Source organism: Viridibacillus sp. FSL H8-0110 (assembly GCF_038003565.1).
Classification (GTDB): domain Bacteria; phylum Bacillota; class Bacilli; order Bacillales_A; family Planococcaceae; genus Viridibacillus; species Viridibacillus arenosi.
Map to the genome: position 1 here is coordinate 2,562,601 of NZ_JBBOPJ010000001.1, position 26,391 is coordinate 2,588,991.

Sequence of the window (26,391 nt, forward strand, 5' to 3'; positions counted from 1 at the left end):
GTAAAGCACCCGTTAGTTGAACAAGAAAAGTGAAGCTTTTTCAACAATCGCGCCCGTTTGCGGTATAACTTCTATCCCATTTTTAAATCATTCAGCATCGTTACCTTTTTCATATAAATCTTTTATGGGTATTACATCGGTTTTATCTTTATATTGTATAGTTACCTTATCTTCCTCCGTTAGTTTCTTCTTCTTCCCATTGTACAGTAATAGTGTGTTTTCATCTGCAAATGTGAAAGAAATGCCACTCCCATCTTTTAGGAGTTTTGCTGGGGTAGAGAAATCGTTCCTTTTTTCATACACAAATATAGTATCTGTATATCCCTCATCTGTTTTTGCATCTGTTAAAATTATATAATGATTGTCCTTTTTTGCTTTGAATAAGAGCGTAGCCATCGTGCCCTGACTCTGAATGTTTGTTTCAACATTACTGGAACTTGCTTGCCACATATTTACAAACACAAAGTAATAAGCAGTTATCAGAACAAGAAACATTGCTATAAGTGATGATACGATAACTAAGATCTTTTTTCTATTTTTGGAGCGTACCTTTTTGAAATAATCAATGTTCCTTTTATCTTTTCTTCTCTCATTTTCATCTTCTGAAAATAAATCTCCCTTCATTTTGTTTAAATAATTTCCGCATTCTTCACATTGATCCATATGTTTTTCTATCTGTTCGTTTGTTTCTTCACTTGTTAATTTATCAATGTAAGCAGGAGCCAAATCCTTAAATACACTATGTTTCATAACCTTACTCACCCTTTCTGATTTCAAGTTTTGCTCTATAAAAAGTCACTCTTGCCCAGTTTTCTGTCCTTTCAAAAATTGAACCAATTTCTTTGAACGATAAGTCACCCAACAATCTTAAAAAAAGTATTTCTCGTTTATCCTCACTGAGTTGATGAGCCTTTTTAAAAAACATAACTTTATCCTCGTTTTTTATATACTCATCTTCCAAGTCGTAAAATGTTGTGCTTTCACTTTTTAGTGAGTCCTTCAATTGTTGGTTTTTATTTTTATGGTTTAATTCTTGCAGCCATACGTTTTTAGCAATTGCACAGAGCCACGTGGAAAACTTGGCTTTACCATTATCGTGATAGTTATTAATGGATTTAATCGCTTGATAAAATGTTTCTTGAGTTAGCTCCTCAGCTAAATCAAGGTTGTTTGTCAAAGTTAACAAGTATTTAAAAATAAATTCCCCATAATCTTGATATATATTGTCCTTATCCACTGCCACCCTCCCTTTTCCGTCTGGCCATTCACCTATGTATCACAAATTTATTGATTTCGTTACAACATTTTTTAATAAAAAAAATGCATCTTTATAACAGATGCAGATATTCACTTATTAAATTAAATGGCCCGATTGTTGAACACAAGATAAACAACACTCTTCAACTAACCTGCCCCTTTCGTTGAAAAAGAAAAAAAGAGCCGTCTGTGCAGCTCAATAATCTTTTGCTAATGCACCCATTATTGAAAAAACGTTCCTACATATCGCAGCAACGCACTTCATTCAATCTAATCTAAATATACAATTTCACCATTTTCTTTTTTTGCACGAATTGTAATTTTACCTACACTAGCTGGTATTTCAGTTTGCATAAAAACCTCCCTGAATTATGTTTTAATATATCTATTATTACATAAATTTCAACAAAAGCTACATTTTTCCTTATACAACTAAACTACCCCGTTAGTTCAATAAAAAAAAAGAGCTGCATATGCAACTCAATGATCTTCAAGTAAAGCCCCCGTTTGTTTAAGTACATTTGAAACCAACAGTTATCCAAAGTGATTATGAAAACACCAAACAATAAGAATCATACTCACTATTCCCAAAGCTGTGAGACTTACTATCCACCAAATTATGGATTTAACTTTTATTGAACTTTCCTCGCCTTCCATATTTGCTGTTATACAAGCGAGCTTACTTTCCATACCTTTTTTCATAGAAGTGAGAACAACAAATCCGATTATTATGAAACCAATAGTTATCCAGAGTAGTAAGTCCACCTTTTATACCTCCTTTTTTGTGAATTACTTTCACTCCAATTTTCTTCTTCAACTAACCTGCCCCGTTAGTGAAAAAAAAGAGCTGTACGAACAGCTCAAAATCTTCTACTAAAGCACCCGTTAGTACAATAAGTTTAAAAGCCATCCCTAAAGGCAAGTTCTTTTCTGTATTTACTTCTGTAATCTTCTGACCAATAAAATATTTAAAATCAATATTACTTAATTTTTGGCTATGTTAAATCTTAATGTTGTTTTTTTGCCCCAAAAGAAAACCACCCTTTGAAAAGACGGTTAATTTAACTATCGTTACGCGTTAGTTAAATTAATTAGTTGTCTGTTTTTATTGAGTATCTTCGTCGCTTTTGTACGCCAAAATATCTCCAGGCTGACATTCTAAAGCCTTACAAATCCTCTCTAAAGTTGATAAACGAATCGCTTTTGCCTTTCCATTTTTCAATATAGAAAGGTTAGCCATTGTTATTCCAACACTCTCCGAAAGTACTGTTACGCTCATTTTTCTTTTAGCTAACATCACATCAATATTGATTATAATCGCCATGTTATTCACCTCAGACCGTCAAATCATTTTCTGATTTTATGTTAATCGCTTCTTGTAGTAGCCGTTGGAGGATAGCAGCAAAAACGGCGATAACCAACGAAGCAAAAATGATGATGAGTCCCATTAATCCAATAGGAGGGTCAACTTCCTTCGCTATAAAACGAAAGAGTGGCAAACCTAATACATACAAACCACTGATTGTAATCGCACAGCACTTTATGTTCTTTAACGCCTTTACAGATAATTCCGAGAACGCTGCGTTCTCGTCAATGTACCGTAAAAGATTGAAAGCCTGATAGAGAGCAAAGTAAAAAGGCACAGCCGCTCCATACATCACGATGAAAACGAGATATTTCATTAGGGCAATATTTGGATACAATTTTGCTGCGAAATTCGCCATATGGGGCACTAAAAATATACATAAAGCAAGAACCGGTAGTCCTATAATAAAAACAGCTATTTTTAAAAATAATGTTGTGACTTTTCTCAAAATAACACCTCACATTTTTATTTCATTTTTTTCTAGGAAATTTTTAATTGGTTTTTGAAGAACACTTACAAATGTTGCAACGATACTCGTCACTAAAATACCCATTAGACTTAATGATATAGGACCTGCAGCATCATCTCCAGTGACTTTAGCAAGTACCTTTAAGCAAACTATTCCTAACAGAATGAAGAAAATGACTGTAAAAGCACATCTTTTTATAACTTTCAAAGATTTAAGGGATAATTCAGAGAAAGCATTGTTTTTTTCGATATAGGTTAGTAGTTTAAATGCTTGACACAACGCAACAGAAAACGTAATACAGAATCCATATGCACATACTAAAAATGGGATTAGGAAGTAAGCCGTATCTGGATGTATCTTTGCATCTTTATATGCTATCTCAGGCAACCAAAAGATACATAAAGCAAGCATCGCAATTCCAATCAGAAAAATAATTACCTTTAAGATGGTGGTTGAACTTTGTTTAACATTCATTTAAAGCACCTCACTGATTTGATAATAAAATGACTTTAACACAAAATTTATCGTTATACAATAAATTAATATCGTTTTTTGTTATATTATTATTGTTATATTCATTTAGTTTTGATAAAAATAAAAAGCATTTCTTATTACAAAGAAATGCTCTTACTGCTCTTACTTTAAAATGTTAAATTTACAACTTGTTCAACAAGACTACCCGTTCAGCAAGAAGTTGTTCGGAATATTCTATTATCAACAATAAGATTTAACATAGCCTAATTTTTTATACATATTCATCCCTCCCCTAAAAAAATCACTTACTTAAACTGTAACGTTGACAACCTTGTTTGAGCACTTCTTCTTAAACTAAACTGCCCCGTTAGTTCAATAACTCCACCAAAAAAGAACGTTAATCCTACTTAGATCAACGCACCAGTTAGTTGAAGAAGAACAGTGACGCTTATTATAGTGATAGGTAAGCTTTTGAGGTTATCGCCAGGTTTTCAAGCTTTGTTGTATCTATGTTCAAACGATAGTGCATAATAAAATGAATATGAATGAAATACAGAAAAACACTTAATACATTGGTATGACAACGTTTTAAGCGTTTTATTTCGTCCCAAAACTTTAATTTGGGAACGTTATTTGAATAAAGTATTAGTTAGTAGAAGAGTGATACTAACAAATTATACAAAGAATGGATAACGATTACTGACCAAAGAGAGCCGCTTTTCTTATACACATAGCCAAATATAATGCCCAATATAAAAGCTGTTAATGACGCAGTAAAAATATAAGGGAATTCGAAAAGACCTTTATAAAACCAAATAGGAAAATGAATTGATACAAAAAGTAAAGATGTAATCGTATTAGCTATCCAAAATTTAAAAGAATCCATAAGTTTTCTTAACAAAAAACCCCTAAAGACAATTTCTTCAGTTATCCCAACTAATAGAATAGTATTAAGCCATTCGTTAAACCCTATTCGAAAATCGACATTATTATCTAAAATAGTGAAATTTAAAATTACAAAATAAGATATGAATACTAAAGATACCCAACATGCCCATTTTAAACCATTTATATAGTTATGACGTAACCCTAAATAGGAAAATGGAACACCTTTTTCCGTAATTTTAACTAATAATAAAACTGGAATTATCCAAATAACTACTTTAATAACGGCTGACGTTATAGCTCTTGGAACAGAATCCATTAAATCTAAATATTGAACTAACCATAATTCTCTGATACACCATAGGGCAAAAAATGATATGAAATATACCCAAATATAATTCTTATTTACTTTCAAATCTATCAAAAACTCCTCCTTTTCTACTTCAAGAATCCTGCTGCATTAGTTTAAGTACTTTTTCCCACAATCTTAATAGTTATTTTAACATAAATATCCATTTCAAGATTAAAGTTACCAAAATGTCGTTTGGTCACATTTCTTTACTTAGCGTTGTAAATCCCCATAATTCTGAAGGTACTCTTTGTTGCACTAAACTGCCCCTTTAGTTCAATAAGAAAAAAAGAGCTGCATTTGCAACTCAATGATCTTCAAACAAAGCACCCGTTAATTCAATATTACTTCTATTTAATTAATCATAATGCTTTCAACCGCAGAGAATAAAATGTATAACGAAATGCATAAAATGAAGATACCCCACAATAAACTCTGAGTTCTTTTATATTCTCGTAATCCCATTATAAGTAACGTTATACTCAGAAGTATGAGCATCAATGGTAGTAAGTTGTAGTTTTCCGTAACCTTACTGTAAATACTAATTAACATTACAAGGATTGCAAAAATTATTTGAAATAACATTAAAATATCAAACTTTTTTTCTTCCATTTATTTATTCCTCCCACTGATAATCTGTCACTTTCAAAAGATACCTTTTTTAAACTAAACTACCCCGTTAGTTCAATAAGAAAAAGGCTCTACTCCTTATTAAAGTAAAGCACAAGTTAGTTCAAAATGTAGCTTTAGAATAAAGTTTGATTAAAAGTATGCTATAAACATCGATTTTAAAAGAAAAGAAACCCACGAGTTTTCGGGTTTGGTTTTTGCATGAGGGAATAATTCCACATCTATTGTATAGGTAATTTGAATGTTATATATAATTTATTGTTATTATTATCCTTATCCATTTTGTACTGAGTATATTCTATCTTTTGACTTTCAAGATCAATTATAAGAGTGTTAGAAAAATCTTTTGGAGGTACTGATGAAAAAATCACTCTATTTGAAGCGAGGTTTTCTGCTTTTGGTAACTTTTCAATTATTCTAATATTAGCATCATTTTGTATAGGCAGTTCACTTTGATTATACACTGATAAATTATTTTCGGGTGTGGCAAAAACTAAAATATGTAAAGGTTTTTCGTTGAAATTATGATAACCATGCACATAGTTTGTCCATCCAAAAACAAGGTCACTTTTTTTAGCAACTATCTGCTCTTTAAATGAAACATCATAAGTCAATTCTCCTTCTAAAATTAATGCATGATCTTCTCCATAAGGGTGAAAATGTGCTTTAATTCCATTGTCTTCATTATTGATCTGAAAATACAGAACACGATGATTTTTACAAGGGCTTTCCCAAATCTTTTTAAATTTAGTTTTCGATTTCATTAACTCTTTTAAATCTAACATATATAATCACCTCATTTATAATATTATAAATTGGTTATCCTGGCTTTAAATCATACTAACGGATGAATTATCAACCCTTTTTCTAATGCCCATTTTCCCCTTTGAAAATTGGTAAAACCCATTATTATTTCTAATCCCTTATTCAACTAACCTGCCCCGTTAGTTGAAGTACATTCTTTCACAATCTCAATATTGATAGTAACAAAAATCCCCAATATAAAATCAAGCTTTTTTACAAATCTACACTTTATTCAGGTTCAACTCGAGCGAAAACCGCTTTATCTTCATTTATTCCTTCTAATTTGCTCGATTTTCAGTCGTTTTTGCGTTAATCCTTCTTTAAGTTCCAATATATCACAACAAAAAAAGCGCCTAATCCCTTTTGTATCAAGGGATTAAGCAGATTTTAAATACTATAGTTTTAGTATAGTTAAATTTCATTTTGCGAAGAATGACATTCACTCATTATTTATTTAACTCATATCAAAAAATGCAAAAAATTGTTGAACGTTATCCTTACAGTTATCCATTCGTATTCTTCCTCCAGTTCTTTTTGCACTATGTGTAGTTTACACAACATGGATCACTTTATCCCTAACCATGTTCAGCAACTGATTAAAAGCATCTTATTGAAACAGGAGCTGACTCCGATTTTTGATAATGGACTGAGCCTATTATCTGATAAAAAAGACTATGCGCCTAACAAACCATTAACGATTTTAAACTGCAATCGAAAAGTCTCAGTACGATTTTGGACGTGCTAAGGACGTATTACTTACACATTTGCGGGATCCAGCATTAAAATACCTATTTATTGAAGGAAGTGAATTCATTGATTGATTACTTGACTTTTGACGTAATGTGGATGGATGACATTATTGCCCATGTTGATTTAAAACCAGCAAATGGCGGCACCCCATATGTAATTAACAATATTGATGATTTTAACAAACAATTTTCACCGAATATGGAAGGGCATATTAGCTTAGATGAAATAGAACGTTGGCTAAAATGGCGTACCTTCCCTCCTACTCGGGTCAACGCAAAAGAATTACTGGCTTCACTGGATATGCAAACTTATAATCGCTGGGGCATTGTACGAAAAACACATGGAGTCATGGCAGATGATGAGATTTGGATTCGTTTTAAAGGTGAAACACTTACACATCGAGATGTCTGCCTACGTATAGATCTATACTATCCTGAGGAACCGATTCGTTCTAAACTTCAATGAAGTGATTTCCTTCTTTTTGTTGATTTAGAGTTTGATTATAAATCACTCTAACTCCTTGATTTTACTGTATATAAAAAAGCTTGATTATTTTAATCTCCTTATTCCACTAAAGCACCCCGTTAGTTGAAGAAGACTTAGTCCTATTAACTATTTAAAATACATCGAAATCGTTCCACACCTGGATATTTTTCACCTAAACTCGTTATCTTAAATCCATAATTTTTATAAAAATTCACAGCATCTTTATCGGTTTCAGCAAACATAAAAGATAAAGAATATTTTTCCAAAATAAAGCTAATCATTTTACTCCCAATTCCTATTCCTCTATGATTTGGAGATACTGCGATATGTTTTATTTCACAACACTTTGGGCTTAAAAATTCTATTCCAATACAACTAGCAAACTCAGATTCAAGGTCATATCCATATAACTCTCTTACTGGAGATTGCATATATAATTCATATTCTTTCTCGACATTCTTTTCAGAGGTTGCGAAGGATAAAAGTTCTCTTACATTAGGTTGAATAGATGTCGATTTAATTTCTTTCATAACACACGTCCCTTCTTGCATTAAACTGAACCGTTAGTTCAACAACTTCTTTAAATCAATTCTTGTGTAGGCTTTATTATAGGTCGTACCATCATCATTATAAAATATGGCTTTTTTTAAATATGGTTCGGAGATAGGTTCGTAACCGTGTTTGCTAATTAACTTTATCATTCTGGGATTTTCTATTGGGTCAACACTCACAAATATCTCAAAATGGCCTAAACCCTTTGCAATATTTTCTCTATACCGAATCAAATCTGAACCTATACCATTGCCCCGATAATCCTCTTTTACATATAGGTCACTTAATTTAGGAAGCAAAGAGCCTTTTAATTTAAGAACTCCAAAACCCAATATAAGTGCGTCTTGTTCAGCGATTGCCAAATATACTTCCCTTTTTGCAAATTGCTTTAAATAATTCGTGAATAAATCTTTATTATTTCTAATATCACATAAACCCGATATGTCGTTTTCATTCGCTAATCTTATTATGTAGTTCATTGTTATTTCCACTTCCTTATTCTTCAATAAATCACTATTATTAATATTCAATTCTTTCTTCAACAATCCTGCCCCGTTAGTTCCATAAGAAAAAGGCTCTACTCCTTATTGAAGTAAAGTACCCGTTAGTTTAAGTACATTTCTTCACAAGCTTTACATTTATTTTAACATAAATATCCAATAAAAAATCACCTCTAAGAAAAACTCAAGAGGTGATTTTTATCAATTTTTTTATAAAGTTACTGTAACTTAGTAATAAAGTTTGATTAAAATACAGTTGCACACGCTGTGGATTAACAAGTAAAATAATCAAAAAAACCACAGAGAAATTATTATTCTTTGTGGTTTTTAAGTTTATTTTTATCTTCTATCAGTCTTCCATATCCAGCCCTACCTCTTTCAAGTACCAAGAGATATCTTTAATCGTTTGTTCTCTAAACGCTTTGTGCCAATTGTCACGCGTAGCGTCCATCATAATCGTACTCGTGGTCATGTCAGTTGACGATTTGATGTAATCATCAATTTTTCCGCTTGTCTTACCGTACGTTTTTACTAATACATCGAACGCTTTAACATTACGGTCATAATAATCTTCCATTCTTTTTAATACTTCTTCTTTTCTTTTACTTATATCATCTTCGCTATATATACCATTCTTTATTTGTTCATCTCTGGTTTCTTCATAAAGCTTAAGTGCGCGACTTACGTTATTTCGTTGTTTTACACTTAATTTACTGTATACGTTGTCATCGTTTACTATATCGTTTAGGTATTCACCGTATTTGTTCAATTTTGTATAGGTATCTAATTCATCCAAGGACTTTATACTACTCGCGTAGCTCAACGATAGTTTTCTGTTGGCTCTAGACATATAATCAATATAATGTAACTCGGCAGGAGTAAATTTCTTTACTATATTACTACGTTTAACGTCTCCACCAAACAGTTCACTGTGCAAGAAATTCAATTCTTTTATATAAAAGGTAGTTCGTGAAGTTGCAGTATTCATTAGTTTTATGGATGAATAGGCTGAATGTATCGCTGATTTTGCATAGCGCAAATGTCGATCTACTTTTGTTCTATTAATCTTTTTCTTCTTTAGTTCCTTCTCTATTATCTTGAATTCATCAGTTACGCTTTTTGTCGGGTATTTCTTGTTTTGATCTGCAAATGATTGGTATCTATTAATAGAACCTACATTATTTACTCTATATAAATATTTCGATTTTTCAAAGCTGACATAAGGTGTAAGTTCAGTGTAATACTTTTCTCCCCTGTTTATATCTTCCTTTGGTATTTTACTGAATACTTCTTTATGCAGAGGTTTCAAATCCTTTTGCATACCATAAAATATTTGATATTTTACCTCATTTTCTTTTATACGTTTCTTATATAGTTCGATTTTTTTGTTAACAGACGAAATATACGCTTTTTGACTTACTACTTTATCGGTAATAGTACTAGCTGCTTGAACTGTAGATTTAGGACTTTCTACAACTACACTAGATAATAGTATTCCTGTACTTAATACTCCTAACAAAACGCTTTTACTAAATTTCCTCATTGTATCATCTCCTTATTAATATAAATCAGCTCTCGTTCTGCATTAGTTGTTTTTGGTTGGTTTTATCTACTCTTTATTCTTCCAAATCCATTCCTGCTTTTTTCAATAGCGAAGACATAGTTTGAATCGGTTGTGTACTCGTTACCTCGTTCCAATGGTCGTAAATATCATTAGCCAGTTGTATGTTGAACACCATGTCAGTAGCTGCTTTGTTGTATATATCAATCTTACCGCTCTTCTTACCGTTCGTATTTTTTACCTCTTCAGAGGCTTTTGAGTATACCTCGTAGTATTCTTCGGTCCTTTTTAGCATATCTTCTTTTCTTTTACTTATATCATCTTCACTGTATATACCATTATTCATCAATTCAGCTCTCGTATTTCTATAACAATCAAGTGCTGCCATTACGTTCTCTCTCTGTTTTACAGCTAATTTACTATATGCACTGGTATCGTATACAAGGTTTTTAAGGTATTCCCCGTATTTATTTAATTTTGTATAGTTCTCTAATTCATCTGTACGATTTTCAATGGAATTCCTTGTTTCCAAATAGCGAGTATTCAGAGAAGATAGCTCCACACGTTTAGTTTCCATGAGTTTAATATAATTTAATTCTATAGGAGTGAACTTCTTTACTACATTACTTCTTTCATCATTTCCACCGTACATCTCACTATGTAAGAATCTCAATTCTTTACGATCAAAGTTAACTTTTAGTACTAAATTATACGGAAAATCCATGAATGTACTGCTTGAAGGTAATGATGATTTTATATTGTCCAGAAGACTATCTACCTTTTTTCTATCTATTTTCTTCTTTTTTAACTCCAACTCTACTTTTTCGAATTCATCAAGTATCTTTCTAGACGGATATTTAGGCGAGTAATCGTCTAAAAGGTTAATTTTATTTGTATCACGTATTTTAGATATATACTTTGATCTTTCGTAACTCATATAATCTGGAACTATATAATAATGTCTCACTTCAAAGTAGTAGTCTTCGTCTTCTAAATTACCTAGTGCAGGTAAATTCTTTCGAATAGCAGTATACTCATTAAATTTAGGAATATTTTCGTCCAAGCGCTTCTTATACACACTTAATTTTTTCTTTGCGGACGAAACATACGCTTTTTGACTAACTTCCTTGCTATTATTAATAGTACTAGCTGCTTGAACAGTAGATTCAGTGTCTACTACAACTACGCTGGATAATAGTAATCCAGTACTTAACATACCTAACATAATACTTTTACTTAATTTCCCCATTTAATCATCTCCTAGTATTTAATATATACAGCAGCTCTTATTATTAAGAGTTAATTCATATAGTTTGATTGTGTTCCTCACAACCGTCTTCTGTTCTTTTCATATAATTATATCGGAATATTCTTCCTTTTTATAATAATACTATTTATCATAAACAAGCATAAAAATAAAAGACTCCAAATAGGAGTCTATAATAAAAGTTATTTTTCATTTTTATAATACATATATAAAGTCCCAGAAATATCAGAAACGTAAGCAGTATTTGATTCAACAATATTATGCTTATTTAGTAAATAAGCATAAACTTCATCAAAATACTTTTGAATTTTTCCGCTAGAATTTGTTTTGAAAATTAGTAAAGCATTAGCAACTTTGCACATACTTTTTGCTTGTGTAAGTAGTTCTTCAATCCTTTTTTGATTACGTACATTCATTATCCCAATAATATTAGACGGAGTATACTCGCGTTCACAAAAAAGCTTCTCCAAAGTTTCTTCATCTTTTTTGAAATAATTTTCACGTTCTAGGTGTAATACAAAGTCATGCCAATATTCACCATCATCATTATCCCACCACGTTAAGTCCATTGGTCTATTCTTACCGTTACAAGTGTCTTCTGTAAATGGAAAATATCCCAACATTGATCCTAACCTTGAAAAATGCTCAATTTCAGTCATAGTAAATGAGTGCTTTCCATGGTGTACTGTTAGATTAAAAGTATGATAGTTTCTAACATACCCATCAAACAATTTCATTAAATCTAATTGCATGAGAATAACCGCCTTTCAATCATAAAATCCCTTTTTTGGCGTCGTCATTTTAACAGCTTTTCAAAGCGAAACTATTATTCTAACCATGATACCAACCAGACTTACAGTTAATAGTAAAAGCACGGTGCCATTGCCCATCAAATTCAATAAACAATTGATAATAACCAGGTGCACCAGGTGACTTTTTGATCTTATATTTCTCCCCAGGTTCTAAATATCCATTCTTTATAGCGCTCTTTATTACACCCGACTTTATACCTTTTGACCACACGCGGACAATTGTGTCATTTTAGAAGTGAGACCTAAGATGTAATTATAGGCGTTTGTGTTTTCCTAATAGGGGTATTTAAGACTGCTCCAAAAATATTTTGGTTATGAGTGCTTTTTCCATTCTTTAGGTTCTTAAAGAACGTAGTAAAATTTAAAAACCAGAAAACGCCTAATAATGGAATGACAAGCAAAAGCATAAATAACATAAATTAGTCCTCTCCTTCCCATTAACAAAGTCTTATTGAACTAACCTGCCCCTTTAGTTGAATAAGAAAAAAGAGCTGTTCTGGACAGCTCTAACGATCTTGTACTAAGCACCCATTACTTTAAGTACATTTCCTTCACCTGTTGAGTTTGTTACTCTTTTTTCTTATTTGATAGTATATAAACACATCCAAGTATAACCGCAATGATTGAAGTAATTATAGAATATCTAAAAATATGAAAGAAAAACTCTGGATAAGGTGTTACAACAAATGAAGTCATCCCCTCTACATCAGTTGTACTTTCTTCTATTTGCATAAAAGCGACTAATATGAAGAAAGTAACAACAAATGAATATACCCCTGTTTTCACTAAGATTTTCTCCATTTCAAAACCCCCTAAAATGTAACTCACTTGGTCCAATAGAGGAAGTTGAACAAAATACGTTTGAGTTATTGTTTCTTTCGATTTTACTATACTTTACCACATTTATACTAATATAACTTATTCAACTAAACTGCCTCGTTAGTTGAATAAGAAAAAGGCTCTACTCCTTATTGAAGTAAAGCCCACGTTAGTGAAAATATGTATCCATCAGGTAACGCCCAATTACCAAGCAATGGTTATTAAGTCTGGTTCAACGAATTCTATTACAAATTTAGGTGTTGGGAAAATATATACTGTTGATAGGAGTCTTTTGCTGCTAGATGAGCAATATTTTCAATAACCTTTGATAGTGGCGTCTTCACCCAAGGTAATGTACTAAAAGGAGGAAGATCGTCTTGTAAGAAAAGATAAACTGAATTCTCAGTGTTTAGTTCTTTATCCTTTAAAAACGATGCCACCTTATCGTAGCACCTCTCCTCATAAGTCAGTTTCATTGGTATTCACTACAGTTTAATATAGGTCTGTTGTTGCTCCTAATGTAGCACCGCGAATCATAGATTCATCACTAAACTTTATTAAATCACTCGGTTTTCCTGTAACCACTACACCAATAATTTTAAGGTTCTGAGGTTCTAGTTTTATTTTGCCCTGATTAGTTATGCTATTAATAATTTTCTCTGCATCGCTTTGATAATTACCACCATCCTCCTTTACCATCTCTAATATCGATATAAAGTTAGATGCCGGATTAGCCTTTGGGTGTTGGTTATATTGAAAGCCATATGCTTGAAAGCCATTTACCGAAGAGTCTCTAGGAAAATTCTCATCTTCGTTAAACTTATTATCATCTTTTATGTCATCTTTACTAAAAGTATCTACCCAATACCATGCTAATTGTTCTTTAAATACTTGGTTTACTTCCTCAATTGAGTATCCATCATTAAATGAAAAAGCCATTTCTACAACAGTGTTATCGTCAATAATATTCAGTACAGTCCTATCATCAAATATTTGCTTATAGTTAACTTGTGGATGAAAAAATTCAACTACTCTTTCTCCTTGATAATATAAAGGAATTCGCTCATCCTCTATGCTGCCTGATCCAGAAGGACCATCAATAGTAATCAATCTAGATGTCCCCAAAACAGGAAAGACCTTTTCCCGTTCACCCCATGGAATTGGAACTCCTCCGACTTTTTTTACTAATTTCGTTTTTGCTGTTGCTGAAGTTAGAGAATAATTATATGTTGTACCTTGTTCTTCAATGTTGGCGCCCATAATTCCATTCCAGGTCGAATCTAAGCTGGTCTCCTTTTCCATTTTTATTTTCATCACTGTATCTCCAATAAAATATAGACCAGTTAAAACAATCAGACTAATAACTAATGAAATGAGCACCACTTTTATCATTGAACGTTTCTTTGCTTTTTTCACCAATTTCTCAAACTCAAAATCTTTTGGAAAAAACTCATTTTCCTTGTTCATTTTCATACCTCCTATATTGTTCTATAAATTCTTTTCTTGCCCTATGAAGAATAGTCTTAACAGATCCTTCTTTCATGCTATACAGCTCTGCTATCTCATTTATTTTTAATCCTGTACTATATTTTAGAAGAAGTAACTGCCTGTATTTTGGTTTTAAATTAGTTAAGATTTCATGAATATCCCTTTCTAATTCACTTTGCATGAGGGCTTTTTCAGGTGTTTCTTCCTCAAATATTTCTTGTAAGTTGAATTTCAATAATATATCTCTTCGCCTAGATTTCTTACGAGACATATCATAATATTGATTTACTGCTACTCTAAAAAGCCAACTTTGGGTATTATGGATTGAGTCTATATATTGTAAAAATTTATAAGCAGTATCTTGAATAATATCTTCTGCATCTTCCTTTGATGCACCCATTTTTATTAGGTAAGAGTAGACAAATTTTAGTATCTCATTTAGTTTTTTTCCCATCATGGAATCGTTCATTTCAAACCTCCTACCTTTAAAACGTTTCAATAATAAAAAGGTTAACAAAAAAATTACAAATTTATATTACTTATTTCTCATTAACACATATTTCTTTAGTTGTGAAATAAAAAAAGAACTTGGCAAGAAAGTTTTCGCTTCTCGCCAAATTCATTAGAAGATATAAATTAGAAAATATATTGATTACATTTAATTAATCTTCGACAGCCAATGGCTATTTATAGTTAGATCTACCCTTTGTTTCACCACTATTTGCGATACTTTTCAGCTTGTATAATGCTATACAAGTAAATATTTACTCAACAATATGGCCAGATTGTTGAACTAAAGTTAAACAACACTCTTCAACTAAACTGCCCCGTTAGTTCAATAAAGAAAAAAAGAACTGCATATGCAGCTCAATGATCTTCAAGTAAAGCCCCGTTAGTAAAAATATTACACACAAAATAATAATAATCTCTATTTCAAAAATTTCTCTAAAACTTCCAAGTCCTCGGGATATGCGTGTTGTATATTTCGTATATCTCTCAGTGACTTCCAATCAGCATCTACAATAATGTTATCGGGGTCGTTAATCCCTTCACTTTCTCCAGTTTTTTTCACTTTGAAGTAATAACTTTTTACTTTATAACCTTTAATTTCAGTTTCTTTAATAAACAGGCTATCCTCAATGACAATATCATATCCTGTTTCTTCTTTAACTTCTCTAATACAACATTCTTCTGGTGTTTCTCCTTGTTCAATACCACCCGAAGGAATAGCCCAAGATTCAGAGTTACTACCTTTTACCATCAAAACTTCTTTGTTCTCATTAATACAAATTGCTGCGGAACCAAACCATTCTTTCATCTTATCCCTCCCGCTTCTTGTTCAACAAACCTTTTCGTTAGTAAAATATCAATATGTCAATATTTCAATAGAGTTGCCAATAATCCCTTTATTAATAAATTTTTAGGAGGTATAAACAATGTTACTTTCAAAAGCATGGGAGGTAGTCTTGATTCGGGTTTATTCTATTTTTGATTAATCCTTATCATTGCCCGCAACTAGCTTACCTTGATATATCACGGCTTTTCGATGTGATCGTCTTGCTACAGCTTCAGCAGAGCAGCTTGCTTCAACAAAGACAATATTCGCTTCGTCACCAATCTTAGGCCAAACCTGTTCTCCTTTTTGATTGAGCGGTGTCTTCCCCCCCGTAATAAAGCCCAATGTCTGAGATAGCTTTTGTTCAGTACTATTTCGATATAGCTCTGCAAATAATCCTGCTTTCTCTAAATTATCACCATTACCAAATGGAGACCAATGATCGTTAATGCTGTCAGTGCCTAAATAGACAGGAACTCCACTCTCATTCAGTTCTGGTAGTGGCATAATTATCTTGCCAAAAGGAACGGTAGAGGCAACTGAAATGCCAAGTTTGGCAAAGCGACATGAGATTTCCTTAAAATCAGTTGGAGACATGTCTGCAAGTGCAAAACAATGGCTCACTGTTACTCTATCTTTCCAGCCTGCTTCCTCTGTTAAGTCAGCAAGTTTTTGTAGCGTTTTTAAACCAGCTTCTTTACCGTCATGCAGATGAATATCAATACCTGCATTTGCTTCAACAGCAAGATCCATAATTGTATTTAACGAGCGCTCAATATCGCCATCAACCGAGCTAGGATCTACACCACCTACATGGGTTGCCCCACTTCTTAGCGCCTGTCTTATTTCTTCTACCATATTTGAACGTAATAATCCATGCTGAGGGAAAGCAACAATTTCATGTGAAAGCTTATTTTGATATGTTTCAAATGCTTCAACGGTTACTTCTAAGTTTTTCAAACCAATAGATGGATCAATATTTGTATGTGCTCGTACATGTGTTGATCCGTAGTTTAGCACTGTTTCTAGCATATGGAGTGCTCTTCCTTTTGCAGTTGGCAATAGCTCAGGCAGTAGCTTTTCTTCTTCCTTAATTCGTTCAAAAATACTTGTAACAGGACGCACAGCGCGCCATGCCCCACCGAAGTAAGTTTTATCAATGTGAATATGCATTTCCTTAAAAGAAGGGAGCATTAACATACCCTTTGCATCGTAAGAGTCATAGTCACCTTCTGGCAGTACATTGGTTATTTCAGCAATTTTTCCCGCTTCAATTCGAATATGTTGGATTTTCGTTTCCGTTCCAACAACCGTATTTTCATTATAAATATATCCATTTTCCAAACGAACATTTAACAACCAGTAATTTCTCATCGTGTTTCCTCTCCCTTCGTTGAAAGGCAACCTGCAACAATATTCCCTTTGAAAATAGTGGCATGTCTCTCTGATTTTCTTGCTACAGCCTCTGCGGAACAACTTGCTGAAACCAATACCATATTTGCATCCATACCAATAGCCGGCCACACTTGTTCACCTTGCTCATTAAGTGGTGTCACACCATTTGTGATGAACTTAAGTGAAGTAGCAAGCTTTTGTTCAGTTACATAATTAAACCTTTGGGCAAATCGACCAAGTCGTTCAAGAATGTCCCCGTTTCCAAAAGGAGACCAAGAATCATATATGTTGTCACAACCAATTGCTACTTCGACTTGATGTTCATCCAGTGTAGGTAACGGAGGAACTCTATCTCCAAGAGGTACACTTGAAATGATTGCAACTTTGGCTTCTGCAAGCATGAGCATAATTTCCTTAGCTTCTTCCCCTACCATATCTGCAAGTGCAAAAGCATGACTTATCGCCACTCTTCCCTGCATTTGATATTCCACTGTCAGTCTTGCTACTTCTTTTATTGTTGTAAGACCCACTTCACCGCGGTCATGTAAATGAAGGTCAATGCCTGAATTCGTTAGATTCGCTAGATTAAATAATTCTTTCACGGACTTTTCCATATCTCCATCTACCGAGGCTGGATCTACTCCTCCTACTAGTGTCGCGCCTTTAGTCAATGCCTCTTTCACAATTTCTGAAGCATTTGTTCGAAGCAATCCATGTTGAGGAAAGGCAACAATTTCATGCGTTAATTTACCTTCATAACGAGCTAATGCCTTTTTGATCGTCTCTAAATAATTCAACCCAACCTCAGGATATAAATCCACATGTGTTCGAATATGTGTAACACCCGACTTCAACATCGTATCAATTAAAATGGAGGCGCGTTCTTCCATCGGCACTTCTAATTGTGGTAAACGTTCCTTTTCAATTTCAAATCGGTCAAATATCGAAGGGGCTGGAATATTAGCAGTCCACTTATCTCCAAGCAGAGTCTTATCTAAATGACAATGTTTTTCCACAAAAGAAGGGAGTGCCAGCAAGCCATTTGCATCCTGCTTTGGAACATCACCCTCTATTTTCGTACTTTGAGGGGTCATTTTCGTAATCTTGCCTTCCTCAATCAGAAGATGTACCAATTCTGTTTTCGTTGCTACAACATGTCCGTTTTCATAGTGAAATCCCGTTTCAAGCAATACATTCATTAACCATTGTTTTGAATCCATTTAAATTTCCCCTCTCTATATGAAGCAACACTTTTGCCTCTAGCGATTTATTTTACAAATATTTTGTCTTTATCGTATCATGAAGTTTAGTATACTAATAATATTCATTTTGTTAGTTTTACATATCTTTTTCATATATAGAAGGGAGGTTGGAAAAGTGGATATTCGCCAATTACGTTATTTTATTGCCATCGTTGAGGAAAAAACAATTTCTGCAGCTGCTACAAAGCTACACCTATCGCAACCTCCTTTGAGTCAGCAACTAAAAAACATGGAAAACCATTTGAATGTGCAGTTGTTTGAAAGACGAGGAAGAACGCTGGAGTTAACAGATGCAGGGCAAACGCTTTATAAACATGCATTGAAAATTACGAAGTATATGGAAGAATCTGAACGAGAGGTTAGGGAAACAGCAAACGGGGAACACGGAACTTTAACTCTGGGCGTAAATACTTTATCAAATGAACATTTATCTACTACTATTCAACGTTATCATCAGCAGCATCCACATATTACGTTTAAAATCCAACAAAATGATTCTGCGCAGCTATGCCAATTAGTCCGTGACCGAATACTTGAGCTAGCCATCATTCGTTTTCCTCTCGAATTGAATGACTTTTCAATCCTACATCTTAAAACGGAACCATTCTATTTCATTTGTTCTTCTAAAGAAATCTTGCCTTCTTCTACTGTAACTTACGAGGACATACATCACTACCCGCTCATCATTCCAAGCACTGAAGGCCTTGGTTTACACTATATAATCATGGAGCAATTCTCAAATTATGGTCTTGCAACCCCTCGTCTTTCTGAGTGTTCAGACATTGCTCTATTACTAGAGCTAGTCGAAAGCGGATTCTACGCTTCTGTTGTACCAGAAACCGTCATTAGACAGCAAAAGGGCTACAAAATTCATGCTGTCAAAATCAGTAACGAAGCATTAAACAGCTCTTCTGGACTTATTTGGTTAAAGGATCATTTCTTATCGAAAACCTCACAGAATTTTATTAAGCTATTAAAAGAGGAATTAGAGAAGTAGCCATTTGATGTGATGTAAAAAAAAATTTGTTCGATTGAACGATAGCCAATACCGTTCAATCGAACGATTAAATTGTTCGTTCAATAAGCCTACTTATTATTCTTTTTATCAAAATAATAGGAAATTAAATATCCTACTGTCCAACCAATGAACATCATTGCAAGTAATTTTAAATTGAACTTCCCGCTAAAAATGCTTCAATTATTAATAATCCCGTTATACTCATAATTGAAGCGTCCTAGTTTTTTATTTTCTTCAATTACTATGTCCCCTTTAAAGAATTACTTAGTTTTAACTATTACTATCTCTCTAAATTGATTTTAGGGTTCACTTTTTTCACTAACTTTATGAAACTATCCTTATCTTTTGGAGATATAAGCGCCATATTGAAATCAGAAGCATAAATGATTTCTAGACGATCTATCGATAATGCATAGGATGCTAAAGGGTTCATTGTTTGTTTCATACTTTTAATATCTGTTATTAATATCTTCTTTTTTAGAGGTCCGCTATATATGATTAAATAATCTGCCTTTACTTCATACCCCGTTTTATACCATCCACAAGCCAATAGAAATGCCAATGGAACAGTAAAAACTAATACCATATAATCTCTGCCTGCAACCAAAGCGGCAAAGCAAGCTATGGTACACCCTCAATAGATAGGATAAATCCACAAATCTTTTTTCGATGGAAAATACAAATCAGTATCGTCTAATCCTATTACCAACATAAACGCACCTAAATATAATTAGAAACTAAATAAAACCACGACAATAACTAATATAGATACTGGTATAAAAAACATACATCTACTATTTTTACCATTATTTTTAAATTCATCTATTCCTATAATTGCAATTAAAATTCCAAGCAATAAAGATGATATTGGAGCATACAAATAATCTTTTGTGATAAAGCAGTATGCTGAAATTGCCATTACAAACACAGCAAGAATCATTTTAATAATATACAATTCGATTCCCCCTTGATTAATAACACTAACCTGCTCCGTTAGTTCCATAAGAAAAAGGCTCTACTCCCTATTGAAGTAAAGCACCCCGTTAGTTTATGTACCATTTCACAAATCAATAATCTTAACAATCCTTTATAGTCCTTTTTCGCTAATCCGTTTAATGAATAATAACACTACCAAAATTGCAATACAGCCCCACCAAATGCTTAATAATGATTCATTTAATGAACCTGGATGTTCACCCTCCAATTTATAAGAGGAAAATAAGCCTTGGGTTATAAGGATGAATCCGAAAAGTATCGTACTAAACAACCAATACCACCAACGTTTCATTGCTACACCTCCACCAAAATCCTTATTTTATTATTTTTCAATAATCTGCTTCGTTAGCACAAGATGTGACTGCTCTTATTGAACAATCGCACCCCGTTAGCTCAATAAGGTTTCTCTAAATTAAAGCACCATTGTTCAAAAGTTAAATAGCATTTATCAGGGACCGACTTAGCAATCTTCATAAACCTTTCCGAGCAAAGCAAAACCTAGGTGTTTTGTATTACAAATAAATCCCCTGGAGGAAGATTTTTTACTATGTGAATTCCTTTTTTTATCATTCCAATAGAAAATCCGTGTAAATTATTATCCCTAAGATACTGAATGGCTTCCTTTGAACCAATAATTCCTCCAAGTGGTTTTATTAATCCGAAATTTTTATTAAACGTAGGTAAATAGACTCCTAAGACACTTATATCAGTTTTATGTCTTCCGCATTTAGTACATTCTTCTGAACTGCTATAAATGGTATTACTATCATATATGGAAGGTGTATTTCTATTAGAGATTTTAAACAATTTGTCCATCAATATTCCCCTTTAACTATCTTACATAAAAAAGTTTTCGCTATCTAACATTCAAAACCCTTATTCCACTAAACTGCCCCGTTAGTTCAATAAGAAAAAGGCCCTACTCCTTATTGAAGTAAAGCACCCGTTTGTTTAAGTACATTTCTTCACAATCTTACTATGTGTAATGTATGCTCATTCAACTTTTTATAAACAAAGAAAAGTATGAAAATTAAAAAATGTAAAAATGATTTGTTTTCTTTTTTAATTCAGTTTAAAAATATCGTTCGTTTGATGACGTTTTCCAATTTTATCAGAAAAAACAATAAAATGCTGTTAATTATTTTAATGTGCTATATTTTAATCACGTTTTTTACTATTTTTTCAGGAGGATGTATGAGTAAACCAAATAAAAATAAATTTTTCGCTTCATTCGTTATTATTGCCGGTTTAATATTACCTATTTTTCTACCTGCATTTATAATGATGGCTTTAGTTAAATTCGTGCCTAATGAAATTACTCATTCAGGAATAATGTCATTATTTATTTTATCTTTTGCACTATTTATAATTGCTGGTATTTTCTCTAAGATATTAAGCCTTGTAGGTTTAACAGAACAAAAGCTAGACGAATTAGGATTTCTAGGATTAATAATCTCTGTTTTGTCGTCATTTTTCTCTATAATTGTAGGATATTATTGGATGAAAACTTTCCACCTTACATCCGTTGAGTTATCTTCCATTGGAATTTTAATAATTGCAGTTATCACTACATTTGTTTTAACAGCCCTAATAAGAATGTTAGAGAAGCTATAATAAGCGCAAAAAAAAGTCTAGGCTCAAAATTAATTGAGTACCTGGGCTTTAAATTATTCAATAATGATTCATAAATCCTTCTTTACAGGAAAATTAAATCAATAAAATTTTAAAGTATGGTCATTTCCATACAACAAAAGCTCCACTTGGAGCTAAACTTTTACGTTTTAATAAAACTAAAGGTTAGTTTGTTATTGCTTTCATAGTTCATTACCTCTAATAAATAAAAATAGAGGAAGGCTTATTGACCTTCCTCAACTGCGGAAATAAACTATTCTTTCTTCAGTTAATCTGCCCCGTTAGTTCAATAAAGAAAAAAAGAGCTGCATATGCAACTCAATGATTTTCAAGTAAAGCACCCGTTGGTTGGATAAAAGTTATTTCTTCTTTCTTGTGAATGTATTTTTCCGTCAATAATCCCGCATTAAACACCGATAAAATCATGATGAAGAAAAATATTACCCGACCGGTTGGATCCCTCTTGTCAGCAATAAACTCAATACTAGAAAAATTAACATAAACAAAGCCAATAGCAACAAATATAGATAAGATAAATTGCCCTTTTAAAGACTTAATCATAAAATGCACCCCTATACATATTCTTAAACTGTCCTGACTTAGTTTAAGAAAAAAGTGCTACCCCCAGACTTGAAGTAAAGCACCCCTTTTCGTTCAATATTTAACATATATTAACTTATTCAACGCATTCGCAAAAAAACCTCTTATTCAACTAAACTGCCCCGTTAGTTTAATAAGAAAAAGAGATACTTATTAAACAATCGCGTCCGATAACGGAAGATAAAACTATTCTCTATCTTGCAAACAATTTTAATGCTTTTTTAGAAATCAAGGAAATATGGTAAAATAATAAAGCTGCCATGGTTCCAAACATAAGGGAGCCAAATGTCAATAATCCACCAGTACCCCGTCGGTTAGCAATATAATTGCAGAAAGTACTCCAACAACTAATAAACCACTTGCTACGTATACGAGAAATCCAATAATATATTTTAAAAATTCATTACGAAACTGGATATTATCAAAATATACATCTACTAAATAAGAATAAAATCCTCCTAATAAATAAATAGGAAATGAATGATCGAAATCATTTTTTTCACCTATCCAAATATGAATTTATGACCTGCAGTAATATCTATACATAATCTTTAGTCTAAACAAATTACCCTTCTAAAACTATAAAAAACGGATATTTTCTTACTGAACTAACCTGCCCCGTTAGTTGAATAAGAGAAATTTTTGATTCGATTCAATAATTAATAGAATTAGCTATCTGAACTAAAATTTCAGGAGTAATCTTTTCGGATATTTTTTTATCTATACTAAACCTATATTGCAAATTATCTTTTTCAAAAACCAATAAGTTTGAACCTCTTATACTGTCTGGACCTCTTATGCTCAAGAAGTATGCTGTGTTTCCACCCTTGAGCCTAAATTCCTTTATTAATTCTTTTTCCATTATCGTAAATTTACCCTTTTCTCCTACATTAATCAGGAACCTGTAATCTGATGATTGCTCATTGACGTACTCCATTTCAAAAAAATCACTACCATCTCCATTATTAGTTCGTGCAAATACGTGAGTGAAGACAACAGGAGGGACTCTTAATGGTAGCTGTAAATCCTGTTTATAATGGTGTTCAAAATCTCTTAAAGCTTCATCGACAGATTTATATCCAATTTCAAGGTAACTTTCTTCAATAGTTTGAGGTTGGCAGTTAGAGGTTGCATATACTTTTCCGTTATATACTCCACAAATCACGATATACATAAGTATAAGTAGAATAAACCTGTTCATTTAAATCACCCTTAATTAATTTTTGGTATTATTTTACCTATCTATCCTAATTCAAGTAAATTGCCCCTTTAGTAAAAAAAAGAGCTGTCTGAACAGCTCAATTATCTTCTACCAAGGCAATCGTTAGTTGATTTTACGGTTTGGATTACGGTCAATAAAATCCTCCACTTCATCAGCTAATCTATAAACAAGGTCGAAATATTGCTCTTCTGAAAGGGCTCCTTTGCTTCGCCATTTTTGCATCTCATTATAGTGAAGGCTTACAAAATAACTCGTTATATCCCTTCTTGAAATCCCCTGTTTCTTTCCCATATCTGCAATAGAAAACCCTTCTTTCCAACATTGTTCATATTCATCACGACTCATTCCCAAAAAATTAGATATTGCATCGTAGTCGTATTTGATATGATAAATAACAGTTCCTTTGTCACTTTCTCCTTGTTCATTTTTTTCAGCATGGACAACTAATGAACACATTAAAGTTATGGTAAATAAAAGCAGTACTCCTCTAAAAATAGACTTCACCATAGAAATAAAAACCTCCTTTTTTCTTTGCTTTATTGTGTGAATTTTTAGATATACTATGTTCAACATTAAAAAACTTCGATAGTACAACAAGTAAATAAATTCGAAAAAAAAAGCGTTTTCACTTTTGGATTTACGCCCTTATAAGAAACTTAATGGTCTTTAACTGAATTAGTTATTCAATTGAGTTAGCTATTCGAACTAAAGTTTCAGGTATTTCTATGTTGGATACGTTTTTATGAATTCCGAGTATATATTGCAAATTATTTTTTTCAAAGACTAAAAAATTTAAGTAGAGGTGTTCAAAATATATACCTTTACTCCCATCTTTAAGAGCATACTCTTTACCTTTGAAGTTTATCTTATTTTTTAATGGACGAATATCAATTTTGTAAATGTTATTTCTTATATCTTTATTAACATAAATGATTTCTAGGGAATCATTCATACTATATTTCTTATCTCGATAAAATCTTCCGAACTTATGTGTGAAAGTAATGGGAGGCATAATTGTGGGTAACTTTACATCGACTTTTAAATGATTTGCAAATTCATTAACTGACTCTTCTACTGATTTATATCCTACTTCAGTGAATTTTTCCTCAAAAGAAGGTGGAGTATCGATCGGATTTGCATTTGCTGTTCCATAATTTAACCCACAAATTAATATACCAAATAAAACCAATAGAAAAGGAAAATTTTTGTTCAATTTTATCACCCTTAATTTCTATTTAGGTTTAGTTTGTCCGATTTAGGTACAATAATCCTTTTACAATTAAACTGCCCCTTTAGTTGAATAAAAAAAGAGCTGTCTGAACAGCTCAAAGATCTTCTACTTAAGCACCCGTTAGTTGAATAAGAATATAACGCAGTAGACACAAAGTGTGCAATTATTAATTGTTACTTCATTAGGTAAAAATAAATTGCTAGTAAATAAATGATTATAAAAACCATAGCCCAAATTTTATAAAAAAACATTAAGCAACCCTTTTCATTTCTTAAGAAAACTAATACTAAAAGAGCTAGTATTACCTGCCAGATAAATAAAGGGCTGTATGTAAGTGAGCTAGTAAATTAGTCAACGGCTGTTCTGCTATATCAGTCATATTGCCTCCAAATAAAGAAAATTAGATCAACTAATTTTATCTGTATTATAAATAAGTGACAATAGAAAATTTATTGTAAAAAACGAAGCTCTGTTAGTAATAAAAAGGAGCCTAATGGATAGTTCGAACCTAGTGGCTTCTTCAACTAAACTGCTCCGTTAGTTCAATAAAGAAAAAAAGAGCTGTATTTGCAACTCAATGAACTTCAAGTAAAGCACCACGTTAGCTGAATAGCTCTCCTCTATAGGTTCTATAGGGTTAATATTCAAAAAAAGAAAATTATAATAAAGGGTTAGTTACTTAAATATTTAAGTAACTAACCCTTTTGTTTAAGTGTTTTCATTCACAATATTTCAGTGAAAAATTGAAATTCTTACTACTTCACAAAAAATCCAATAATCACTGCAATAATTAATATAACTCCACCCAAAAATTGTCCTATTCCTGAAGCTTCTCCCATTAACAGGAGATTGAATAAGTTTTTGTTTTTTTGATTTTTACCAAATAAGCCTTCATCTGTTTTCATACGATAAATACCCCAAGTTACTAAAACTACCCCAAAAATAAGTCCTATAATATACATCATTAAAATTCCTCCGTTGTTTATTTTATATGTGCATCTTTATGAAATGTTTTATCTGTCATCCTCATCAAAAATAAAAGTTTCTTCAATTGATAATTTAAAAACTGAAGCTATTTTATATGCAAGTAGTACAGATGGATTATATTTTTGTTTTTCTAATGAGATGATTGTTCTTGAAGATACACTTACTTTATCAGCTAACTCTTGTTGTGTTATTCCATCTTCTACTCGTAATTCTTTTACTCTATTTTTCATAAATTCCTCCTGA

Annotated in this window: 33 protein-coding genes; 3 read left to right on the forward strand and 30 right to left on the reverse strand. The window is 32.4% G+C overall.

Features of this window, described 5'->3' with window-relative positions; all coding sequences use genetic code 11:
• Positions 1-87: 87 nt before the first annotated feature.
• The 9 genes from MHH98_RS12755 to MHH98_RS12790 form a co-directional block, all read right to left on the reverse strand.
• Positions 88-750: a zf-HC2 domain-containing protein gene (locus MHH98_RS12755; RefSeq protein WP_340713026.1), complete on the reverse strand. Its 663-nt coding sequence runs from the start codon at positions 748-750 to the stop codon at positions 88-90.
• Between the two features lie 4 nt (positions 751-754).
• Complete coding sequence (locus tag MHH98_RS12760; protein WP_038191398.1) at positions 755-1,237, reverse strand: RNA polymerase sigma factor; 483 nt, start codon at positions 1,235-1,237, stop codon at positions 755-757.
• A 554-nt stretch (positions 1,238-1,791) separates the two neighbouring features.
• Positions 1,792-2,022, reverse strand: a complete 231-nt coding sequence (locus MHH98_RS12765; protein WP_340713027.1) for a hypothetical protein — start codon at positions 2,020-2,022, stop codon at positions 1,792-1,794.
• 340 nt (positions 2,023-2,362) lie between these two features.
• The gene (locus MHH98_RS12770; RefSeq protein WP_038191394.1) at positions 2,363-2,581 is read right to left on the reverse strand and encodes a helix-turn-helix domain-containing protein; all 219 of its coding nucleotides are present in this window, start codon (positions 2,579-2,581) and stop codon (positions 2,363-2,365) included.
• A 10-nt stretch (positions 2,582-2,591) separates the two neighbouring features.
• Positions 2,592-3,071, reverse strand: coding sequence for a DUF2975 domain-containing protein (locus MHH98_RS12775; RefSeq protein WP_038191392.1), 480 nt, complete (start codon positions 3,069-3,071; stop codon positions 2,592-2,594).
• 9 nt (positions 3,072-3,080) lie between these two features.
• Positions 3,081-3,566: a DUF2975 domain-containing protein gene (locus tag MHH98_RS12780; RefSeq protein ID WP_340713028.1), complete on the reverse strand. Its 486-nt coding sequence runs from the start codon at positions 3,564-3,566 to the stop codon at positions 3,081-3,083.
• Positions 3,567-4,215: 649 nt separating this feature from the next.
• On the reverse strand, positions 4,216-4,875 hold the full coding sequence (locus tag MHH98_RS12785; RefSeq protein ID WP_083669747.1) for a CPBP family intramembrane glutamic endopeptidase: 660 nt from the start codon (positions 4,873-4,875) through the stop codon (positions 4,216-4,218).
• A 279-nt stretch (positions 4,876-5,154) separates the two neighbouring features.
• Entirely contained in the window at positions 5,155-5,412 is a 258-nt protein-coding gene (locus tag MHH98_RS22110; RefSeq protein ID WP_076066000.1) for a DUF3953 domain-containing protein, read from the reverse strand.
• A gap of 239 nt (positions 5,413-5,651) precedes the next feature.
• Positions 5,652-6,215, reverse strand: a complete 564-nt coding sequence (locus MHH98_RS12790; protein ID WP_340713029.1) for a hypothetical protein — start codon at positions 6,213-6,215, stop codon at positions 5,652-5,654.
• Between the two features lie 832 nt (positions 6,216-7,047).
• Here MHH98_RS12790 and MHH98_RS12795 point away from each other — a divergent pair.
• Positions 7,048-7,449 carry a hypothetical protein gene (locus MHH98_RS12795; RefSeq protein ID WP_038191387.1) on the forward strand — a complete coding sequence of 134 codons (402 nt, stop codon included), beginning with the start codon at positions 7,048-7,050 and terminating at the stop codon, positions 7,447-7,449.
• A 143-nt stretch (positions 7,450-7,592) separates the two neighbouring features.
• Here MHH98_RS12795 and MHH98_RS12800 read toward each other — a convergent pair whose 3' ends face one another.
• The 11 genes from MHH98_RS12800 to MHH98_RS12850 form a co-directional block, all read right to left on the reverse strand.
• Positions 7,593-8,000 (reverse strand): GNAT family N-acetyltransferase, encoded by a 408-nt coding sequence (locus MHH98_RS12800; RefSeq protein ID WP_038191385.1) that lies wholly within the window; start codon positions 7,998-8,000, stop codon positions 7,593-7,595.
• 33 nt (positions 8,001-8,033) lie between these two features.
• Entirely contained in the window at positions 8,034-8,564 is a 531-nt protein-coding gene (locus MHH98_RS12805) for a GNAT family N-acetyltransferase (RefSeq protein WP_340713030.1), read from the reverse strand.
• A 307-nt stretch (positions 8,565-8,871) separates the two neighbouring features.
• Positions 8,872-10,065 carry a hypothetical protein gene (locus MHH98_RS12810; RefSeq protein WP_340713031.1) on the reverse strand — a complete coding sequence of 398 codons (1,194 nt, stop codon included), beginning with the start codon at positions 10,063-10,065 and terminating at the stop codon, positions 8,872-8,874.
• Between the two features lie 73 nt (positions 10,066-10,138).
• Positions 10,139-11,332: a hypothetical protein gene (locus MHH98_RS12815; protein ID WP_340713033.1), complete on the reverse strand. Its 1,194-nt coding sequence runs from the start codon at positions 11,330-11,332 to the stop codon at positions 10,139-10,141.
• A gap of 200 nt (positions 11,333-11,532) precedes the next feature.
• Positions 11,533-12,102, reverse strand: a complete 570-nt coding sequence (locus MHH98_RS12820; protein ID WP_340713035.1) for a hypothetical protein — start codon at positions 12,100-12,102, stop codon at positions 11,533-11,535.
• A gap of 627 nt (positions 12,103-12,729) precedes the next feature.
• Positions 12,730-12,963 (reverse strand): hypothetical protein, encoded by a 234-nt coding sequence (locus MHH98_RS12825; protein ID WP_038191377.1) that lies wholly within the window; start codon positions 12,961-12,963, stop codon positions 12,730-12,732.
• Positions 12,964-13,473: 510 nt separating this feature from the next.
• The gene (locus MHH98_RS12830) at positions 13,474-14,448 is read right to left on the reverse strand and encodes an anti sigma factor C-terminal domain-containing protein (protein WP_038191371.1); all 975 of its coding nucleotides are present in this window, start codon (positions 14,446-14,448) and stop codon (positions 13,474-13,476) included.
• On the reverse strand, positions 14,432-14,938 hold the full coding sequence (locus MHH98_RS12835) for an RNA polymerase sigma factor (RefSeq protein WP_038191368.1): 507 nt from the start codon (positions 14,936-14,938) through the stop codon (positions 14,432-14,434). Before MHH98_RS12835 ends, MHH98_RS12830 begins: the two co-directional genes overlap by 17 nt.
• A 459-nt stretch (positions 14,939-15,397) precedes the next feature.
• The gene (locus tag MHH98_RS12840) at positions 15,398-15,787 is read right to left on the reverse strand and encodes an NUDIX hydrolase (protein WP_038191365.1); all 390 of its coding nucleotides are present in this window, start codon (positions 15,785-15,787) and stop codon (positions 15,398-15,400) included.
• Between the two features lie 174 nt (positions 15,788-15,961).
• Positions 15,962-17,179, reverse strand: a complete 1,218-nt coding sequence (locus tag MHH98_RS12845) for an amidohydrolase (RefSeq protein WP_038191363.1) — start codon at positions 17,177-17,179, stop codon at positions 15,962-15,964.
• Complete coding sequence (locus MHH98_RS12850) at positions 17,176-18,420, reverse strand: amidohydrolase (RefSeq protein ID WP_340713037.1); 1,245 nt, start codon at positions 18,418-18,420, stop codon at positions 17,176-17,178. The genes MHH98_RS12845 and MHH98_RS12850 overlap by 4 nt, the downstream gene beginning before the upstream one ends.
• Before the next feature lie 157 nt (positions 18,421-18,577).
• Here MHH98_RS12850 and MHH98_RS12855 point away from each other — a divergent pair, with 157 nt between their 5' ends.
• A complete protein-coding gene (locus MHH98_RS12855; protein ID WP_038191353.1) occupies positions 18,578-19,459 on the forward strand; it encodes a LysR family transcriptional regulator in 882 nt (293 codons plus the stop codon).
• A gap of 301 nt (positions 19,460-19,760) precedes the next feature.
• On the opposite strand, the gene MHH98_RS12860 is transcribed toward MHH98_RS12855, so the two are convergent.
• The 4 genes from MHH98_RS12860 to MHH98_RS12875 form a co-directional block, all read right to left on the reverse strand.
• Positions 19,761-20,066, reverse strand: coding sequence for a PH domain-containing protein (locus tag MHH98_RS12860; RefSeq protein ID WP_445329611.1), 306 nt, complete (start codon positions 20,064-20,066; stop codon positions 19,761-19,763).
• 144 nt (positions 20,067-20,210) lie between these two features.
• On the reverse strand, positions 20,211-20,435 hold the full coding sequence (locus MHH98_RS12865; RefSeq protein WP_038191347.1) for a hypothetical protein: 225 nt from the start codon (positions 20,433-20,435) through the stop codon (positions 20,211-20,213).
• A gap of 132 nt (positions 20,436-20,567) precedes the next feature.
• Positions 20,568-20,768: a hypothetical protein gene (locus MHH98_RS12870; protein WP_076035386.1), complete on the reverse strand. Its 201-nt coding sequence runs from the start codon at positions 20,766-20,768 to the stop codon at positions 20,568-20,570.
• A 206-nt stretch (positions 20,769-20,974) separates the two neighbouring features.
• Entirely contained in the window at positions 20,975-21,292 is a 318-nt protein-coding gene (locus MHH98_RS12875) for a hypothetical protein (RefSeq protein WP_340713040.1), read from the reverse strand.
• A 378-nt stretch (positions 21,293-21,670) separates the two neighbouring features.
• Here MHH98_RS12875 and MHH98_RS12880 point away from each other — a divergent pair, with 378 nt between their 5' ends.
• Positions 21,671-22,090, forward strand: a complete 420-nt coding sequence (locus MHH98_RS12880; protein ID WP_038191346.1) for a hypothetical protein — start codon at positions 21,671-21,673, stop codon at positions 22,088-22,090.
• 336 nt (positions 22,091-22,426) lie between these two features.
• On the opposite strand, the gene MHH98_RS12885 is transcribed toward MHH98_RS12880, so the two are convergent.
• The 6 genes from MHH98_RS12885 to MHH98_RS12910 form a co-directional block, all read right to left on the reverse strand.
• Positions 22,427-22,669: a hypothetical protein gene (locus MHH98_RS12885; protein WP_038191344.1), complete on the reverse strand. Its 243-nt coding sequence runs from the start codon at positions 22,667-22,669 to the stop codon at positions 22,427-22,429.
• A 691-nt stretch (positions 22,670-23,360) separates the two neighbouring features.
• Positions 23,361-23,909 (reverse strand): hypothetical protein, encoded by a 549-nt coding sequence (locus MHH98_RS12890; RefSeq protein ID WP_340713042.1) that lies wholly within the window; start codon positions 23,907-23,909, stop codon positions 23,361-23,363.
• Between the two features lie 123 nt (positions 23,910-24,032).
• On the reverse strand, positions 24,033-24,437 hold the full coding sequence (locus tag MHH98_RS12895; RefSeq protein ID WP_038191335.1) for a hypothetical protein: 405 nt from the start codon (positions 24,435-24,437) through the stop codon (positions 24,033-24,035).
• 172 nt (positions 24,438-24,609) lie between these two features.
• Entirely contained in the window at positions 24,610-25,152 is a 543-nt protein-coding gene (locus MHH98_RS12900) for a carbon monoxide dehydrogenase (RefSeq protein ID WP_340713045.1), read from the reverse strand.
• 764 nt (positions 25,153-25,916) lie between these two features.
• Positions 25,917-26,123, reverse strand: a complete 207-nt coding sequence (locus MHH98_RS12905; protein ID WP_081730170.1) for a hypothetical protein — start codon at positions 26,121-26,123, stop codon at positions 25,917-25,919.
• 51 nt (positions 26,124-26,174) lie between these two features.
• Positions 26,175-26,378: a helix-turn-helix transcriptional regulator gene (locus MHH98_RS12910; RefSeq protein ID WP_038191324.1), complete on the reverse strand. Its 204-nt coding sequence runs from the start codon at positions 26,376-26,378 to the stop codon at positions 26,175-26,177.
• Between the last annotated feature and the right edge of the window lie 13 nt (positions 26,379-26,391).